General features: G+C 57.0%; 10 protein-coding genes and 1 tRNA gene. 7 read left to right on the forward strand and 4 right to left on the reverse strand.

Going from position 1 to position 17,981, the window contains the following annotated elements; all coding sequences use genetic code 11:
• Positions 1-104: 104 nt before the first annotated feature.
• Positions 105-1,055 (forward strand): crotonase/enoyl-CoA hydratase family protein, encoded by a 951-nt coding sequence (locus tag ACFSAG_RS02370; RefSeq protein WP_374610862.1) that lies wholly within the window; start codon positions 105-107, stop codon positions 1,053-1,055.
• On the opposite strand, the gene ACFSAG_RS02375 is transcribed toward ACFSAG_RS02370, so the two are convergent.
• Both ACFSAG_RS02375 and ACFSAG_RS02380 read right to left on the reverse strand, forming a co-directional pair.
• On the reverse strand, positions 1,052-3,556 hold the full coding sequence (locus ACFSAG_RS02375) for an ATP-binding protein (protein WP_381511057.1): 2,505 nt from the start codon (positions 3,554-3,556) through the stop codon (positions 1,052-1,054). The genes ACFSAG_RS02370 and ACFSAG_RS02375 overlap by 4 nt on opposite strands.
• The gene (locus ACFSAG_RS02380) at positions 3,553-5,679 is read right to left on the reverse strand and encodes an EAL domain-containing response regulator (RefSeq protein ID WP_381511059.1); all 2,127 of its coding nucleotides are present in this window, start codon (positions 5,677-5,679) and stop codon (positions 3,553-3,555) included. Before ACFSAG_RS02380 ends, ACFSAG_RS02375 begins: the two co-directional genes overlap by 4 nt.
• Positions 5,680-5,783: 104 nt before the next feature.
• Between ACFSAG_RS02380 and ACFSAG_RS02385 the strand changes: the two genes are divergently transcribed.
• Together ACFSAG_RS02385 and galK are read left to right on the forward strand one after the other, a co-directional pair.
• Positions 5,784-6,848, forward strand: coding sequence for a UDP-glucose--hexose-1-phosphate uridylyltransferase (locus ACFSAG_RS02385; protein WP_381511276.1), 1,065 nt, complete (start codon positions 5,784-5,786; stop codon positions 6,846-6,848).
• Positions 6,848-8,005 (forward strand): galactokinase, encoded by a 1,158-nt coding sequence (gene galK / locus ACFSAG_RS02390; protein WP_381511062.1) that lies wholly within the window; start codon positions 6,848-6,850, stop codon positions 8,003-8,005. Before ACFSAG_RS02385 ends, galK begins: the two co-directional genes overlap by 1 nt.
• Positions 8,006-8,010: 5 nt before the next feature.
• On the opposite strand, the gene ACFSAG_RS02395 is transcribed toward galK, so the two are convergent.
• A tRNA-Pro gene (locus ACFSAG_RS02395) sits at positions 8,011-8,087 on the reverse strand.
• Positions 8,088-8,248: 161 nt separating this feature from the next.
• On the opposite strand from ACFSAG_RS02395, the gene thyA reads away from it, so the two are divergent.
• From thyA to ACFSAG_RS02415, 4 genes are all read left to right on the forward strand, one after another.
• Positions 8,249-9,172, forward strand: a complete 924-nt coding sequence (thyA, locus tag ACFSAG_RS02400; protein ID WP_381511064.1) for a thymidylate synthase — start codon at positions 8,249-8,251, stop codon at positions 9,170-9,172.
• A gap of 104 nt (positions 9,173-9,276) precedes the next feature.
• A complete protein-coding gene (locus ACFSAG_RS02405; protein WP_381511066.1) occupies positions 9,277-10,560 on the forward strand; it encodes a thiamine pyrophosphate-dependent enzyme in 1,284 nt (427 codons plus the stop codon).
• Complete coding sequence (locus ACFSAG_RS02410) at positions 10,557-11,582, forward strand: alpha-ketoacid dehydrogenase subunit beta (RefSeq protein ID WP_374610876.1); 1,026 nt, start codon at positions 10,557-10,559, stop codon at positions 11,580-11,582. Before ACFSAG_RS02405 ends, ACFSAG_RS02410 begins: the two co-directional genes overlap by 4 nt.
• A gap of 4 nt (positions 11,583-11,586) precedes the next feature.
• Positions 11,587-12,846: a dihydrolipoamide acetyltransferase family protein gene (locus ACFSAG_RS02415; RefSeq protein ID WP_381511068.1), complete on the forward strand. Its 1,260-nt coding sequence runs from the start codon at positions 11,587-11,589 to the stop codon at positions 12,844-12,846.
• A gap of 3 nt (positions 12,847-12,849) precedes the next feature.
• Here the strand turns inward: ACFSAG_RS02415 and ACFSAG_RS02420 are convergent, their stop codons facing one another.
• Positions 12,850-17,940, reverse strand: a complete 5,091-nt coding sequence (locus ACFSAG_RS02420; protein WP_381511069.1) for a hypothetical protein — start codon at positions 17,938-17,940, stop codon at positions 12,850-12,852.
• Positions 17,941-17,981 lie beyond the last annotated feature (41 nt).

Here is a 17,981-nt window from a genome sequence, read left to right on the forward strand (position 1 = left end):
ACTTCGCCTGATCAGAACGCTATTTTCCCCTTGTTTGTGGGCAATTTGTGCTATGGACGATTTGCCGGTTGGGGTGGCCAGGCATCATTCGCATTGGGAGCGAGATGGCTAGCTATAACCCCTTGTCCGACATTTCGTCGCGCATGACTGTTGATTATTCCCGACCGAATTTCGGTAGCGGGGACCAGTTTGGCCTGCCCATTATCGGTCGCAAGTTCGACGAAATCATTCTTCGCCATGACAAACATGACCAGATTTTCTGGTGCTTCATGAACCAGCGCGGTCGCCCTAGCTATACCTATAGCCTGGGCGCAGAAGTGCAGGAGGTTCAGGACTGGATTTCGGACAATTATGGCCGCCCCGCAAATGGCGGCCCCGATGATTTGCGCTATTTTGTCTGCGGATCGAAGACACCGGGTATCTATAACTTAGGCGGCGACCTGCGCCATTTTGCCGAGTGCATCCGTTCGCGCGACCTCGTCGCAATGCGCAAATATGCAGAGACATGCGTGCGGATGCAGTTTGCCAATTCCAATGCTTTTGGCGCGCCGATCATTACCATGGCACTGGTCCAAGGCGACGCGCTTGGCGGCGGCTTTGAACATGCGCTGGCATTCGACATTCTGGTTGCGGAACGCAGCGCTCGGCTTGGATTGCCCGAGATTGTCTTCAACCTGTTTCCAGGAATGGGTGCTTACAGTTTCCTGTTGCGCCGGGTCGGCCGCAAAATGGCGGAACAGTTCATCCTTGAAGGCAAGATCCACACCGCCGAAGAGTTATACGAACTCGGGATTGTCGATATCCTTGCCGAGGACGGGCAGGGCGAAGCAACGATCGTCGATTATTGCCAGCGCAACCGCAACCGCTTTGCAGCTGAACGGGCGGTCTATCGTGCGCGCCGTGCCGCCGATCCGGTCGAACTGGATGAATTGATGAGGATTACCACCGTCTGGGCAGAGACAGCGATGACTTTGACTGAGGCTGATGTCCGGAAGATGGAACGCCTTGCCGATGCGCAGGAGCGGCGCATCCGTCGCACCCTGACTGCGGTTTAGGCAGCTCCCGAACGTCGTTCGACGGCGGCGATCTCTCCCAATTCCGCTTTCACGCGATCAAGCTCGCGCTCTACCTGGACAAGGTAGATGCGGCCCTTTTCGTTGAATTCGGCTTCGGTGATTTTCTCCAATCGGCCACAAAGGCTTGAAAGCTGGTTGGCGCCGATATTGTTGGCGGCACTTTTGAAGGCGTGCGCTGCAAATCGGAAGAGCGATGGGTCACGTTGGTCGACAGCCTTTGCCATGCTGGCATTGCTCTCCAGCGAATCTTCCAGAAAGCCCTCAAACATGCTGGCAACGAAATCCTGGCCACCTATCGAGTTGAGATAGTCAATATGTTGCTGGTTGATGGCAGCATCTTCGTTGCCGGATTTGGCCGCAGCTTCGATCGGAACAACGATATTCAGCGGGTCCTGTTCCTTGCTGGGCAATGCACCGGCCGCATCGACAGGAGCGCAGTATTTTTCGATGGTGGCGAGCAGCAGCGCCGAATTTATCGGTTTGGTCAAACGCATGTCCATTCCGGCGCTCAGGCAGCGCGCTTCTGTCTCTGACGTTGCGTCGGCGGTGACGCCAATAATGGGCAGATGGAACCGATTGCCCTCAATCTGACGCCACATGCGGCAAGCATCGATGCCATTCAAGCGCGGCATGTTCACATCGAGCAAGAGGATGTCAAACGGCTGCTTTTCGAGGATGTCTAGTACTTCGTCGCCGTCGCAAACCTGCGTCACCTTGTGGCCAGCAGCCTCTAGTATCGCGGTCAGGATGTTGCGGTTGGTGCGGTTGTCATCGGCCACCAGCACCGACCGAGGAGTGTAGCTCGCCTCGACCATGTTTTGCGCCCGCGCCTTGCGTGCATCAAAATGCGGCTTGTGGGCAAAGGAACAACCGATCCGAACGGCGCTGCGCAGCTGGCTAAAGCTCGCATCGGCGGGGATAACCGTCGCAAATGCGGCGCGCAGTTCGATTTCGCCGAGGTCAGGTTCCTTATCGTGGGATACCAGGACGGCTGCGACCTCTGCATTTGCGAAGGTTTGCCAAATGGCAGCATCAGAACCAAAGGCACGTGCCACGCGGTCGTCGATCATCGCAATATCGAAATCCGCAAGATCGAACTGGGAAACCGCCTTTTCCAGTTCCTGCGCGTTGCGGCAGGTAACAGCCTTGACGCTGTAATTGCCGGCATTCTGTGCCTTGGCCAGCAATTCATGCTCGAACATGCCACAAGCCAGGATGCGGACGGGTTGTTCGACCAGCGCCTCGCCATTGCTGGCTTCGTTTTCGATCGCGGTCACTGGAATTTCGACGGTGAAGCAGCTGCCTCGGCCGATGGTGCTGTCGACGGAAATCGATCCGCCTACTTGCGTAACAAGCTGCTTACAGATGGCAAGGCCAAGGCCGGTGCCACCGAAGCGGTTCATAACGGTGTCGTCTGCCTGCTGGAACGGCTCGAATATTTTGTTGACCGCATCGCTGGCGATCCCGATGCCGGTGTCGCTCACGCTGAACCACAACATTGTCTTATCGTCGCTGCTGCGTAGCCCGGCATTTACCGACACGGTTCCGGATTCGGTGAACTTGATCGCATTCCCGGTAAGGTTCAGCAAAATATTGCGGATGATGTCTGCCGGGCCATCGACGCTCTGGTCGCTCATCGGTTCGGCGGCGATCTGCAAGGCCAGCGATTTATCCTTTGCGCGGACCAACATGATATCCCGAATTTCGGTCAGCAGTTCCGTGATGCGCAAGGGGCGTATTACCACCTTGGCGGCCTTGCTGTCGCTTTTGGCAACCTGGATCAATTGATCGATCAGGTGCAACAGATGTTCACCGGCCAAGACGCTGGCTTCGACCATGTCGTGCTGGGTCTTGGGCATCGACATCTGGCGCAAATGATTACCATAGCCGATGATCGCATTCAGCGGCGTGCGCAATTCGTGGCTTACGCTCGCAAGGAAATAGCCTTTGGCACGGTTCGCCTCTTCGGCTTCTTCCTTCGCTTTCGACAGCTTGCGGATCAGCGTCGAGCAATAGGCCGGAATGACAATGAGCGCGAGCGTGAGGCTGTAACCAAGTACCCGATTGGGCGCCCAGTAATCGGTGGTCATGACCACTGTACCAAAGGCAAGCACCGAAACGGCGGATGCGAATACGAGGTAGCGGACGCCATATCGGAAACCGTTGCCGAGAATGACCCACAACAATAGCGGGTAAAAGAACGACATCGTCTCGGTCGCCCGCATCATTACGGCAAAAGCCATGCCGACATCGAGCATGATGGCCGCGATCCAGCGGCGCTCTTCCGGCCAGATGCCTTTGTGGCGCATTGTGAACAAGGTCGCGTTCAGCGTCAGATAGACCGCAAAGGCAGCAAGAATGAAGCTGTTATAGGCCAGGAAATAGACGGCCAGGCACGATGCCGATCCCATGACGAGGCGGTTCAGCAGGATTTCCTGCTCAGGGGCCAGTGGTGCCCGTTTTCCGAAAAGCCGCCTCATTGCTGCACCGCCGCGGCTTGGCCGAATGTTGCGCGCAACTGGTCGACAGTCAGCGATCGGCCGAACAGATAGCCCTGCAGTTCGTCGCAACCCGATGCACGCAGCAACATGCGCTGCGCTTCATTTTCCACGCCTTCGGCCACGACCCGCATGCCCAAGGCGTGGGCGAGGTGTCCGATGGTGGAGATGATGGCACGGTCGGTTGCCGAATGTTCGATGCGCGAAACGAATGTCTGGTCGATCTTGAGCCGATTGGCCGGCAGATCTCGCAGATATTGCAGCGATGAATAGCCGGTTCCGAAATCGTCAATCGACAGTTCGATGCCGTTGCGTCGCAGGCTGCGAAGCTGCTCCATCAACTTCACGCTTTGGTCGAGCAGCAATTCTTCGGTGATTTCGACGACAATCTGGCCAGGCTGAATGCCATATTGCGCAATCTTGCCGAGTATTTCGTCACACAATTTGCCCGCGTGGAATTGACGCGGGGAAATGTTGATCGCGATATGGGGCAGGCGAATGCCTTCTGCCTTGAATTCCGAGATCTGACGGCAAACGGCGTCTATGACCCATTGGCCGATGCGATCGATAAGGCCGGAATCGTTGGCGACGCGCATGAATTCATTCGGCATCAAGCGGCCCCGCACCGGATGTTGCCAGCGGAGCAGCGCCTCAAGCCCGGTATAGCTCGCGTCGCTTGCTTCAACGATCGGCTGATATTCGAGGAACAGTTCGTCATTGTCGATTGCGCGGCGAAGATCGGCTTCGACGCCTGCATTGAACTGCGCAATCTGGTTCAGCTTGGGCGAGAAGAAGCAATGGCGATTACGCCCGCTTGATTTCGCTTCATACATGGCGAGGTCGGCAAGGCGCAGCAGCTCATCGGGGGAATCGCTGTCATCGGGGATCATCGCAACCCCGATGCTCGCCCCAATCAATTGGTCGGAATCGCCGATCGCATAGCTTTTGCCGATCTGGCTCAGCAGATGGTGGCACTTGCTGCTGACATCCTCTACGCTTTTGATATCGCGCAGGATGATCGCAAATTCGTCGCCACCAATGCGTGCGGCGAGTTCATTGGCGTCGAGCGAGCTGCTTATCCGCTCGGAAACCTGCCGCAACAAGGTGTCGCCTGCCTGGTGTCCGCGGGTGTCATTGATGACCTTGAAGCGATCAAGGTCGACGAGCAGCAGCGCCGCCTTGGATTGGCTGCTGTTACATTCTTCGATTGTCTGGCGCATATGCTCAGCGAGCAAAGCGCGGTTCGGCAATCCGGTCAGCAAGTCGTGCAGCGCCAGATGGGTACGGTGTTCCTCGGCAAATTTGCGCGCCGTGATATCGACAGCAGAGGTCAATACCCCGATCACCTGGCCGTCCTTGTTGAGCAAAGGCGACTTGTTGCAATGGAAAGTCAGCTGAACGCCATCGCTGACATAGGCTTCTTCATAATTGGGGATCGAAGGTGCACCTTCGATAATCAGGGCGTTGCGACGTTGTTCGCGCTCCGCCAATTGCGGCTCGAGAATGTCGGAAATCGAACGCCCGATCAGCGTTTCGGTTTCCTGGCCAAGCATCGCAGACTGGTAACTGTTAATGAACAGCACTTTGCCGTTGCGGTCGGTGGCGACGATCATCACCGGAGTGGTATCGATGATCTGCTCAAGCATCGATTTCCCGGCAACTTGTTCGTTGCGCTCTTCTTTGCTTACGGCGGAAATGGTTGCGCGCTGTTCAAGCTCGATGCGCTTGCGGTGCTGTCCGATGAGCAGCTCCGCACGTTCCTTGAACTCGGCATGCGTCACGGGGCTTTGCAAGAAATCGGTCGCACCTGCGTCCAGCGCAGCAATGCGGCATTCGCGATCTTGCCGGGCTGTAATCACGATAGCCGGAATGTTGTGGCTATCGGGGCGGCTGCGAATGCGGCGAATGAAATCGGCCCCTGTCATTTCGGGCATGCGATAGTCGACAATCAGCAAGTCGGGGGTTTCATTGTCGAGCCAGGCCAACGCCTCTACGGCACTCTGGAAGCATACAGAGCTATAGTCCGAACCCATCATTGCTACGAACTGCGCATAGATGCGAAGATTCGTCGCCCGGTCGTCCACGATGACAATGCGTGCATGCATGCTGTCCGCGTTAACGAGGCATCGTCAACGAATGGTTAACCGCAATTTATTTTTGTAAAATGCGAACTTATGTCGGTTGGAATTGCTTGGGCTTTACGCCAACAATGGTGGTCGCTCGTTTCGAAGAGGACAGGGTTTTGAAACAGTCACCACATCGCAGGTTCAACCCATTGAATGGTAAGTGGATTCTTGTCTCGCCACACCGTTCACAACGCCCATGGCTGGGGCAGGCGGAGGCGGTTTCCGTTCCGGAGACAGTGGCGCATGATCCTGACTGTTATTTATGTGCCGGAAATGAACGTGCGAATGGCACCATAAATCCCGAATATTCGGGCGTTTACGTGTTCGAAAACGATTTTGCGGCGCTGTTGCCTGAGGGGAATGCGGCTGCTGCAGAAAATGAACGATTGTTCCGGTCCGAGAGCGCTTCTGGCACTTGCAGGGTGATCTGCTTTTCGCCGGATCACGGGAAGTCGCTGGCGCAGCTCGAATGCGATGAAATTGCGGCTATCGTCGATGTCTGGGCCGAACAGACCGAAGCATTGGCGCAGAACCACGCCTGGGTGCAGGTTTTCGAGAATAAGGGTAGTGTGATGGGGTGCTCCAACCCGCACCCGCATGGGCAGGTGTGGGCCACACGGCATGTCCCCGATGAAATCGCTACCGAAGCCGACAATCAGGTCGCCTATTTCAAAGCGCATGGAGCGCCGCTTTTGCTCGATCTTGTTTCGCAAGAAAAATATAAAAAAGAGAGAGTTGTCGTAGATACCGAATATTGGATGGCAATAGTTCCCTGGTGGGCGAGCTGGCCATTTGAGTTGCTTTTACTGCCCAAATTTGCGGTGTCCTCGCTACAACAACTCGAGCGCGCACAGCGCAACGACCTCGCTGTCGCATTGCAAGAGATTACCATTCGTTACGACAATCTTTTCCAATGCTCTTTCCCCTATTCGATGGGCTGGCACGGCGCACCTTTTGATGGCGGAGACTATCCAGGTGTCCAGCTTCACGCACATTTCTATCCGCCGCTTTTGCGATCTGCGAGCGTTCGCAAGTTCATGGTCGGTTTTGAAATGTTGGCAGAGGCGCAAAGGGACCTGACCCCCGAACAAGCGGCGGCGGCTTTGCGACAGACGAGCCAAGTGCATTTTCTGGCAGGGGATCAGTGATGCATCCCTCTGCAGCCGAGAATGCACGAAGGGCTTTTGTCGAGCATTTCGGTAACGAGCCCGCGCATATCGCCTACGCGCCGGGCCGGGTGAACCTGATCGGCGAACATACCGACTATAATGACGGCTTCGTGCTGCCCTGCGCCATCGGCTTTGGCACTGCGGTGGCCATTGGCCCAAAGTTGGGCGATTTGATTGACGTCATGGCGGCAGATCTTGCGTCAGAGGACAGCTTTTCCGCGGATTCTCCGATGGCCGATTGCCCGGATTTGGAATGGACAAAGCATGTGCGCGGCATGGCGGCGGTGCTGCGGGACAGTGGTTATCAGCTCAGCGGCGCAAATATGGCGATCAGTGGCAATGTGCCGCAGGGGGCAGGGTTATCCTCGTCCGCCTCGCTTGGGGTTGCGCTTGGGCTGGCGTTGAAAGCGCAATTCGGTCTCGATGCTCTTGGCATGGTCGAAATTGCCCTTGCGGCGCAAAGAGCCGAAAATGTGCATGTCGGCTGCGCCTGCGGCATCATGGACCAGCTTGTTTCGGCTTGTGCTCAGGAAGGGCGTGCTCTCTCGATCGATTGCCGTTCGCTTGAGACGCTGCCGGTCGCGATCCCATCTGACGTGTCGATACTGATCGTGCATTCTGGCGTGCGCCGCGAGCTGGCGGAAAGTGCCTATAATGATCGTCGGCAGCAATGCGACGATGTCACCCGGCATTTCAGTGCAAAAGCGCTTCGCGACGTCGGCCTCGACCAACTTCTAGCTGAAAAGCAGAACATCCCGGATGTGCAGTTCCGCCGTGCGCGGCATGTGGTGACGGAAAATGCGCGTACACTGGCCGCGGCGAATGCGCTCAGTCGTGGAGACCTATCGGAAATGGGCAGGTTGATGGCGCAATCGCATGATTCCATGCGCGATGATTTCGAAATCACCGTCGAGCCTGTCGATCGTCTAGTTGCCTTGTTGCAAAGCGCGATTGGGCCTGAAGGGGGAGTGCGCATGACTGGCGGCGGCTTCGGGGGCTGTGTGGTTGCCATCCTGCCACAGGCAAAGCTGTCCGACGCCATTGCCGCGGTAAAGCGCGATTACCGCACACCTGATGGTTCAGAGCCGCTCATCATAGAGACGCAGGCCGCAGGCGGGGCTCGTCTGATTGTTTGATAAAATGGTCGGGGAAAGAGGATTCGAACCTCCGGCCCCTGCCTCCCGAAGACAGTGCTCTACCAGGCTGAGCTATTCCCCGACCGATGCTTAAAGCCGGTCCAGGACCGGCAAGGCAGGCGGTGCCTATAGAAGGGCGTTTCCAGCCTTTCAAGGGTAAAGATAGAATAATCTGGCCATTGCCGCCGAGGCGATCTGCGAATAGCTTCGTGATGTACAGACTCGATGGGGAAGGCGCTCTTTATGAGCCATTATGAAGACCAGTATCTCGACCTGATGCGGCGCATCTGGACCGAGGGAACGGTGCAGGAAGACAGGACTGGCGTGGGTACGCGGTCTTTGTTCGGTGCAACGATGCGTTTCTCGCTGGCCAATAATGCCATTCCATTGCTGACCACCAAGCGCATCTTCTGGAAAACAGCAGCGCGCGAGATGCTTTGGTTCCTCACCGGTGACACAAATATCCGCAACCTGTTAAAACAAAAGGTGCGTATCTGGACCGATTGGCCGTTAGACCGGTATCGCCGCGAAACCGGCGAGCAGATCAGCCAGGAAGATTTCGAACAGCGCATCGTTGACGACATCAACTTTGCCGAGAAATGGGGCGACCTGGGACCGGTATATGGCGCGCAATGGGTCAATTGGCCGAAATATGAGGATGCAGGGCAGGGGCTGTATCGTCGTGCTCAGAAAGGCATCAACCAGATTGAACTGTTGGTGCAGAGCCTGAAGAACAATCCAGGCTCGCGCAGGCATATCTTCGAAGGCTGGAATGTAGCCGAGCTAGACCAGATGGCGCTTCCGCCTTGCCACAAAACCTACCAGTTCCACGTCGCCGATGGCGTGTTGAGCGGGCTGTTGTTCCAGCGCTCATGCGATTTGGGCCTGGGCTTCGGTTTCAATGTCTTTGCAGCGTCGATGCTGATCCGGATGCTGGCAGACCAATGCGGATACCAGCCCGGCGAACTCATCTGGCAGGGCGGCGATGTGCATCTCTATCTGAACCATGGCGAACTGGTCGAAGAACAATTGTCCCGCACCCCTTCGGGCGCACCCAAATTGCACTTACTGCGCAAGCCGGACAGTATCTTTGGTTATGAGATCGAGGATTTCGAAGTCCTCGATTATCACCCGCAAGCCCATATTTCCGCGCCTGTCGCCGTTTAGGTCAGGGTTATTGACCTAAAAAGGAGTCTGAAATAATATAACAAGGGCGGACAACAAACAAATGTGATTCGCGTAGAGCCCTGTAAAGGGAACGAGAGGAAGCGATGACAGGCACCAAGTCCAATCTTGAACCCTTGCGGCTGCACATTCCGGAACCAAAGTTCCGCCCTGGCGACGAAGCCGATTTCAGCGATATTGCCATTCCAGAGGTCGACGCGATCACCCGCCCCGATGAGGCTTCGATGCCCGCCGATATAAGAGCGCTGGCTTATGGGCTGGTTCGCGTGCTCGACGATGATCATCAGGCCAAAGGCAGCTGGAACCCCGGGCTGGATGCAGAGCAGTTGAGCCTGATGCTTCGCAACATGATGCTGACCCGTGCATTCGACGATCGGATGTTCCGTGCCCAGCGGCAGGGCAAAACCAGCTTCTACATGAAATCCACCGGGGAAGAGGCGACATCGGTTGCAACCGCCATGGCGCTAGCCGGCGACGACATGTGCTTTCCCAGCTATCGCCAGCAAGGCATCCTCATCACACGTGGCTATCCGCTCGTGAAGATGATGAATCAGATCTATTCGAACCGGCAGGACCATCTCAAGGGACGCCAGCTGCCGATCATGTATTCGGCACCGGAGCACAGCTTTTTCACCATTTCAGGCAATCTGGCGACGCAATATCCGCAGGCCGTAGGCTGGGCAATGGCCAGCGCTTCGCGCGGGGATACGCGCATTTCTGCGGTCTGGTGCGGCGAAGGTTCCACTGCGGAAGGAGACTTCCACAGCGCGATGACCTTTGCAGCGGTTTATAATGCTCCTGTCATCATGCAGGTGGTGAACAACCAATGGGCGATTTCATCCTTCTCAGGCATCGCCGGTGGAGAGCGTACGACCTTTGCCGCGCGCGGATTGGGCTACGGCATTGCCTCGCTGCGGGTTGATGGCAACGATCCGCTGGCGGTTTACGCTGCAATGCGTTGGGCCGCGGACCGGGCGCGCACCAATAACGGCCCGACCTTTATAGAATATTTCACCTATCGCGCCGAAGGGCATTCCACTTCGGACGATCCGGCTGCCTATCGCGCTGCGAAAGAGTTTGAGAAATGGCCGCTTGGTGATCCTGTTGACCGGTTGAAAAAGCACCTGATCGGCCTTGGTGAATGGAGCGAGGAACAGCACCAGGCACTTCACGAGGAATTGGCGGAGTTTGTGAAGAAGTCCCAGAAGGAAGCCGAGGCGAACGGCATTTTGGGCCATGGCATGCACCAGCCCTTTGAAACCATGTTTGAAGATGTGTTCGAGGAAATGCCCTGGCACCTGAAAGAGCAGTGCGCGCAGATGATTGAGGAGCAGCACCGCAAATTCGGCCCGGAATGGGAGCCGAAATGATGTCGGAAACAAAGACCATGAACATGATCGAAGCGATCAACAATGCGCTCGATATCATGCTGGAGCGCGATCGCGATGTCGTCCTGATGGGCGAGGATATCGGCTATTTCGGTGGCGTTTTCCGTGCGACGGCCGGCCTGCAGAAGAAATATGGCAAGACCCGCGTATTCGACACGCCGATCAGCGAATGCGGCATCATTGGTGCCGGGGTCGGAATGGCAGCCTATGGCTTGCGGCCGGTGCCTGAAATCCAGTTTGCCGATTATATCTATCCCGGTCTCGATCAGTTGGTGAGCGAGGCGGCTCGCCTGCGCTATCGTTCTGCGGGTGATTTCATCTGCCCGATGACGGTACGCTCTCCATTTGGTGGCGGCATTTTCGGCGGGCAGACCCACAGCCAATCGCCTGAGAGCCTTTTCACCCATGTCTGCGGTATCAAGACGGTGGTGCCGTCGAACCCTTATGACGCCAAAGGGCTGCTGATTGCGGCAATCGAGGATAATGATCCGGTAATCTTCTTCGAACCCAAGCGCATCTATAATGGCCCATTCAGCGGCTATTACGACCGCCCGGTAGAGCCGTGGTCGAAACATGCGGCAAGCGCTGTTCCCGAAGGCTATTATCGCATCGAACTGGGCAAGGCTGGCATCGTACGCGAAGGCGAAGCGCTGACCATCCTCACCTACGGCACGATGGTGCATGTGGTGCAGACGGTTGTCGCCGAAATGGGCATCGATGCAGAGATTGTCGATTTAAGAACACTTCTTCCATTGGACGTAGAAACCATTGAAGAATCAGTTAAAAAGACAGGTCGATGCTTGGTTGTACACGAAGCCACCCGCACCAGCGGATTTGGCGCGGAGCTGGCCGCTTTGGTGCAGGAACGGTGCTTCTATCACCTTGAAGCTGCGGTCGAGCGGGTCACCGGCTTTGATACGCCTTATCCCCACAGCCTTGAATGGGCCTATTTTCCCGGCCCGGTGCGCATCAGCAGCGCCATCGAAAAGATCATGAAGGACTGACGCCATGGGCAAATTCACATTCAAGCTTCCCGATATTGGTGAGGGCATCGCCGAGGCGGAGATTGTCGCCTGGCATGTAAAAGTTGGCGACCGGATCGAAGAGGACCAGCCGATCGCAGATATGATGACCGACAAGGCGACCGTCGAAATGGAAAGCCCGGTATCGGGCGTGGTAACGGCGGTTGCTGGTGAGGAAGGTGACGTCATCGCCATCGGTTCGATGCTGGTTGAGATCGAAACCGAGGGTGCCGGGAATGAGGAGGATGACGCCAAGCCTGCACCGCAAATGGCAAAAGCGGAGCCAGAGCCGGTTGCGCCCATCGCCGCTGTTGAGGTTCAGCCTGCTGCGCCCGCCGAAGTTGTGAAGCCTGTTTTGATTGAGGACGTTCCTGCGCAAAGCCGCGAAAAAACCACGGCTTCTCCTGCAGTTAGGGCGCGCGCCAAGGAACTTGGCGTTGATCTTAATGACGTCAAGGCGTCGGGCGGGCATGTGCGCCATGCGGATCTCGATGCCTATTTGAGCTATGGATCAGGGCAGGGCTATCGCGCGCCCGGCGCATCTGCCAAGCGGGCGGATGAGGTGGTTAAGGTAATCGGCATGCGCCGCCGAATTGCTGAAAATATGGCGGCGTCAAAGCGCCACATCCCGCATTTCAGCTATGTCGAGGAATTTGACGTCACTGCACTCGAAGCGATGCGCGCGGATTTGAACGCCAATCGCGGCAACCGCCCGAAGCTGACGATGCTGCCTTTCCTGATCGTGGCGATTTGCAAAACGCTGCCCGATTTCCCGATGATCAACGCGCGCTACGATGATGAGGCAGGCGTGGTGACTCGCTATGGGTCGGTGCATTTGGGAATGGCAACACAGACCGATGCCGGATTGATGGTGCCAGTCATCCGCGATGCGCAGGATAAGAATGTTTGGCAGCTGGCGAGTGAAATCGGCCGCCTTGCCGAGGCAGCGCGCAACGGCTCCGCCAAGAGCGAGGAGCTTTCCGGTTCGACTTTGACCGTTACATCGCTCGGCCCTCTTGGCGGAATTGCGACTACGCCGGTTATCAACCGTCCAGAAGTGGCCATCATCGGGCCGAACAAGATTGTCGAACGGCCGATGTTCGTGGGTGACACGATCGAAGCCCGCAAACTGATGAACCTGTCAATCAGCTGCGATCATCGCGTAGTCGATGGCTGGGATGCGGCGAGCTATGTGCAGGCGCTCAAGAAACTCGTCGAAACGCCGGTGCTTTTGTTCGCCGATTGAGGATTAGAGACCGAGACCTTGGAAGCTGGTCTGGTCAAACTTCAGCTTGAACGTCAGGAAGGGGCCGCTGCGGGTGTAGCGGGCTTCTTCGAAGTCGCGATCCTCGAAGCCGACGAAGTTATAACCCAGCGTGACATTGGCGTTCTTGAATGGTGTAACCGTCAGCGTCGGTCCGCCCGACCAGGCGATGTTCTTGCCATTCGTTCCGATACGGGCCGTTCCGGACGCGCCGATATCGGCAACGTCTGATAGATCGAAGCGCAAGTCAGCGCCGATGACATTGCTCCAGCCTTTGACATCGTCGGCACCAAAACGGTCGCTGTTATAGCGCGTTCCCCAGAACAGGGCATATTCGCCACGTTCGATAAAGCTGCCACCGCGTTCGTCGACAGGGGTGTAGTTCAACGACAGGCTGTTGATGATGCGGGTCGATTTGACGTCACCATCGACGAGTAATGGCGCGCCGCCAACCGGGCCAGGAAGTCCGGCTGTTGCATTCTTGACGGCGTCATACCGATATTCGGTCTTGTTGAGGAATGACCACATGCTGTCAGCGGGGCGGTGCGCCCAGCTGATTTCAGCCTGTGCGGTCGTCGTCGTTGCACCGCCATCCTGCTTGGCCTTGAACCAGTTCAACGCTCCGCCGACGGCTTTGCCTTCACCGATCTGGCGCAAAATGGCATTGGTGAAGCCATAACGCCGGGTCGTATCCCCGTCGCGCCACTCGGCACGGCCAGTCCAGCTCCAGCGCTCACCATGATAGCTCGCGCCGCCGGTAACAGCGATGAAATCCTCGGTCAGCGTGCCGTCGCTGCCCAGGAAACCGCCTGATGCGACAGGGTGCAACGGATTTACAACGTCGCTCCGATCAAAGCCGCCCACGGTCTGGTTGCCGTCGACAGTGAAATCCACCGACCATTTGTCACTGATCTTGAATGATTGCGCGAGCCCATAAGATGCAAAGGTACGGCCGCCAAATTCGCCGATATCCTGCTGGTTGGCGCTGGCGATGATCCGGCCCCCAGCCCAAGGTGCAAGGTCAAAACCAATGCGTGCGGTGCGGGCATCGATATTTTCGCCCTTGGCAATCTCATAGCTTCCCACCAGCGCGATATCGCTGCGGATCGCATAGCGTGCGCCAAAGCGATGGCGGGCGGGGAAGTCGACACTTTCGTCCTGACCGCCAAGTGCAAATTCGGTCTGCGCATCGAGTTCAAGCTTCTCTGTCAGCTTATGCGAACCGGCAATCCGTGCGAGCGTTGATTTGTTCGTCGAGCCGTCGGCAAGCTTGTCATTTGCATGGGTCAGCCCGGCGCGCAGCGAACTCTTCTCGTTCCGATATTCTAGTTCGGTGGAAGCTGCGATGCGGCGGGCACCGGTTTCGATATAATCTTCGTGATAACCGATAGCCGAAATCGAGAGCTTGTCGGTCAAGCGATAGCGACCATCAAGACCGATCTTTTCCGTGCCAACTTCGCTGCGATTATTCTGCCCCACCCCGAAGTTAGCTGATTGGCGACGGTAATAAGCAAGCAGGTCGAGCTTCGATCCATGATGTTCCGCTTCGAGAAGGACAGCTGATGCGCCACCGGCATCTGCAGTTGTGCTTCCAGCGCGGGCATTGCCATCGGTTGCCGCAAATTCAGCGCGGAGTTCGGTGCTTGTTGTCGGGCGATAACGGATATCGGCGCCTACCAGATTGGTTTTATCGGTGTCGGTCTCGTCATGGATAGCGGTTGCAGCAATCTGCAGTTTCTGGTCCGGCGACTGCCATTTGACGCGGCCACCGGCATTGTTGACGCGCTGGCCGATGCCATCCACCTCATATTCGGCGATGATGAATTGCGGATTCAGACCGCTGGAGCGCGACAGGATAGGTTCGCGGAAACGCAGCGTTCCTGCGAGGTAATCGATGTCATAATCGATATGACGAACCAGGTTCCTGCGCTCGATGATGATGTTCGATTGCAGGCGATCGCGCGTTTCGATGGTGATGCGTTCGCTGTTTGCAAGGATATCGCGCGCGGCGAGGGCATAAGGCCCAGTCAAGCCGGTGCCCTGGATTTCCTCGCGGCGATAGCGGTAAGGCGTATCCGCGGCAAAGGCCTGCGCGTGGATCTCATCGTTGCGATACTCGGCCTTGATACCATTGAAGCTGCGCTGGTAGCGTGCCAATTCAGGCTCATCTATGCCGGTCTGATAGTCGCCGAACAGTGCATAGAATTGCGGCCGTTCCAGCTTCAGGTAAAGGCGGCGGATCGATGCGGCGTCGTAGCGCTGCTCGCTGCGATCGGCATAAACGGTGTAATAGCGGCGCGGGTCGATGGTTCCGGCAAAGCGGGCATCTTCCGATTTCTTGTCGCTGTCATAAGCCAGCGTCATCAGCCATTTGCCACTAACCCGGCCCTTGGCATAGAGCGCAATGCGACCATCGACATTGAGGGCGTATTCTTCGCCTGCAATATCTTCAAGGCCTTCTTCCAGCTTGTTGAAACCGATCGTTCCTGCAGCAAAGCCAACGACAGTCCAGGGGCGATCACCCGGATCGAGCCAGGTTTCTATCCGTTGGCTGCGCTTCACTTCTCCATCCTGCATGGGCAAGGTGATGGCCACGGTTCCCGAGGCGGTGGTCGGTTCGAGTTCGATATAGGCAATGCCTTCATCGCCATGCACGCGCCAGACCGGTGCAGCACGTTCGAGGCCGGAAAGCTGGCTGGCTTGCTGGGCATCGATTTCGACGGCTGGGCGATACGGGTCTGTTACCTCGAAATCGCCGACCGCACCATGTGGAATCGGCCGGCCATTGCGATCGGTAAGGCGTACGGCGATGCGCGGGCGCGTAACGCCGTCCGCTACCAGCACCGATTTCTCTTTCACCAGTTTGGCGTTGATCGGTGCATTGGCAAAATAGACGTCGTGCTCAAAAGTTTGCACAGGGTTGCCGTCATCATCAGTTACCTTGGCCACAAGACGATTGTTGCCCGCTTCGATGGCGATACCGCGCCATATTGCTGCGCGCATCTTGCCATCGGCGCTTTTCTTCGTGCCGTCATAGTTCAACGGATCTACCGGCTTGCCATTCACCGTAAGCTCGATCTTTTGCCGGGGCAGGTGCTTGAAAACGACGCGAACGGATTTGACGCGCGGATTGTGGCCGGTTTCGGGGAACAGGAAGCCGACGCCCGGCTGTTGTCCCGCGAACCAATCGCGCTCCGCGCCAGCGGCTTCCTGATCGGTCGCAGCAGCGGGAAGGGGGATCGCCTTGGCAACGGCATTTTCGCGTGGTGCAACCTGTTTGGCACGGAAATCGGCGCGTTTCAGGCTGCCACCGCGCCCTTCAACAAAGCGGGAAATGGCGCTGCCTGCGCTGCGCGTATTCCGGGCGCAATCAACCGGGGCTTGATCAAGCGGGAAAGTCGAAGGATCGACCTGCACCACATGCAATCCGGGGACTATCCCTTCGAAATGATAGCGTCCATCCTTGTCAGTGACGGTGTAGGTACCGTCTTGCAGCATCACACGGACGCCCGCGATGCCTTTTGCCTGACGCGGATCAACTTGGCAGCCGCCTTCGGTTACCCGTCCGATAATCGTAAAGCGTTCGGTTATTCCATCACGCACGATACGGATCGCCGTGTCAGCGGTGTTGCTGATGGTTCCGCGATTGTCGCGGGCCGACGCGAGGTTGACGGCATCACCCGAGCGGGCGTCTGCGCGAACTTCGGTCAGATAGGTCAGTAATCCCGTGGAACCCGCAGAAATCGGCGGAATAATGACCGAGAATTGCGTTCCATCGGCGGTTACATTGGGCGTGATGGCCGTGCCATTGTAGCGGACGCTTCCCAGCCGCAGGCGCATCGAATTCGGCAAAATATCGGTAACCGTTACCGGTCCGCTATTGCGGGTTCGATCCGCGTTTCGAACTTCTATCCGGTATTGAACAATGTCACCTGGCGCAGCTGTCGATGCCGAGGTCGTTTTGCGCAACTGCAGGTTGCCGCCAGGGCGATCCATGGGGATATCGACGCGAACCGGTGCAGGATCGCTCAAAGTGATGATCCCGCCATAAGAACCGGGGGCAATGACAAATTGGCCTCCATCGGGCCGAGTCAGTTGCGCAATCTCAGCCGGGGTCGCCACTGATGGATGTGTGTAAGGCGCTGGCGGCGTGACGAGCAGGCGGTAATTACCCGGCCTCAGGAAGGGGAAACGGTAAAAACCTGTTGGAAAATCATATATTTGTCCGCCAGCATCGCGCACCTGTGAGCCAGCGATAATGGTGCTTGGAAACCGCGAAACGCCGTCGTCTCCAAACACATCTGCCGGCAGCCCGGTGGCTGCGTCGACAATTGTTACCTGTGTGCCATCGACAGCCGTTCCGTCGGCACTGTCGAAGGTCAGGCCAAAGGGATCGACCAGAATATTGATTTCTGTGCTCGCAATTACCCCGCCGCCCAGCGTTTCATCCAGTTCGACCCGCAATTGATCACCAGGTCGTACCGATAAGACGCAATCGCCCCGGATCGGCGTTGGCGGAATGGCACTGGTATTGATCATCGCGACAAAAACCGAGCTGTTCGCTGCTGTTTCGGTCAGCATTATGTGCTCAAGATCGTTGCTGTCCGTGACCACTTCCGCTTCGAAACTGTCAATCGCACTCGGATCGCGGTTTCTTGCTGTCGAAACCAGCCTCAAAACGATCGGCTCGCCCGCACGAATGGCGGATGTTGCGTTTAGGGAGGCAGGATTCGTCGAAAAACCGGCAAAAGCACCCTGCAGATTGATTGGTTGCAGTCCCGACGTGGTTCGACACATGGTTTGCGGCACTGCAAATGAAGCATTTGCATCCGAATTTGCGAAGTGGAACACGTCCAATGCCGTAGGCTGTGGTACGACACCGCGGTTGACGATGATGTCGACATTATTCGACGGTTGCGAAAGCGTTTGTCCACCCGAGGTCCATTCCGCTTGTGCGGTGTTGCTGATGACATCGGGCAGAGTTTGGGCATGCGCGGGAAGGCAGGCGGCAGCCAAGTGGGCAGCTGCCGCCAGCGCTCCTGCGCGCTTGATAAGATTCTTGGTAAACGGCTTCATAAGAAGTTGGGGCGACAGGCGGCGAAGCCACCCATCGCCCT

The organism is Sphingorhabdus buctiana (genome assembly GCF_042680825.1).
GTDB classification, from domain to species: Bacteria; Pseudomonadota; Alphaproteobacteria; order Sphingomonadales; family Sphingomonadaceae; genus Sphingorhabdus_B; species Sphingorhabdus_B buctiana.

Excerpts from the sequence above, each read along its gene's own strand:
- ACFSAG_RS02370 (WP_374610862.1), top strand. The coding sequence starts at position 105 with ATGGCTAGCTATAACCCCTTGTCCGACATTTCGTCGCGCATGACTGTT.
- ACFSAG_RS02375 (WP_381511057.1), bottom strand. The coding sequence starts at position 3,556 with ATGAGGCGGCTTTTCGGAAAACGGGCACCACTGGCCCCTGAGCAGGAA.
- ACFSAG_RS02380 (WP_381511059.1), bottom strand. The coding sequence starts at position 5,679 with ATGCATGCACGCATTGTCATCGTGGACGACCGGGCGACGAATCTTCGC.
- ACFSAG_RS02385 (WP_381511276.1), top strand. The coding sequence starts at position 5,784 with ATGGTGGTCGCTCGTTTCGAAGAGGACAGGGTTTTGAAACAGTCACCA.
- galK (WP_381511062.1), top strand. The coding sequence starts at position 6,848 with ATGCATCCCTCTGCAGCCGAGAATGCACGAAGGGCTTTTGTCGAGCAT.
- thyA (WP_381511064.1), top strand. The coding sequence starts at position 8,249 with ATGAGCCATTATGAAGACCAGTATCTCGACCTGATGCGGCGCATCTGG.
- ACFSAG_RS02405 (WP_381511066.1), top strand. The coding sequence starts at position 9,277 with ATGACAGGCACCAAGTCCAATCTTGAACCCTTGCGGCTGCACATTCCG.
- ACFSAG_RS02410 (WP_374610876.1), top strand. The coding sequence starts at position 10,557 with ATGATGTCGGAAACAAAGACCATGAACATGATCGAAGCGATCAACAAT.
- ACFSAG_RS02415 (WP_381511068.1), top strand. The coding sequence starts at position 11,587 with ATGGGCAAATTCACATTCAAGCTTCCCGATATTGGTGAGGGCATCGCC.
- ACFSAG_RS02420 (WP_381511069.1), bottom strand. The coding sequence starts at position 17,940 with ATGAAGCCGTTTACCAAGAATCTTATCAAGCGCGCAGGAGCGCTGGCG.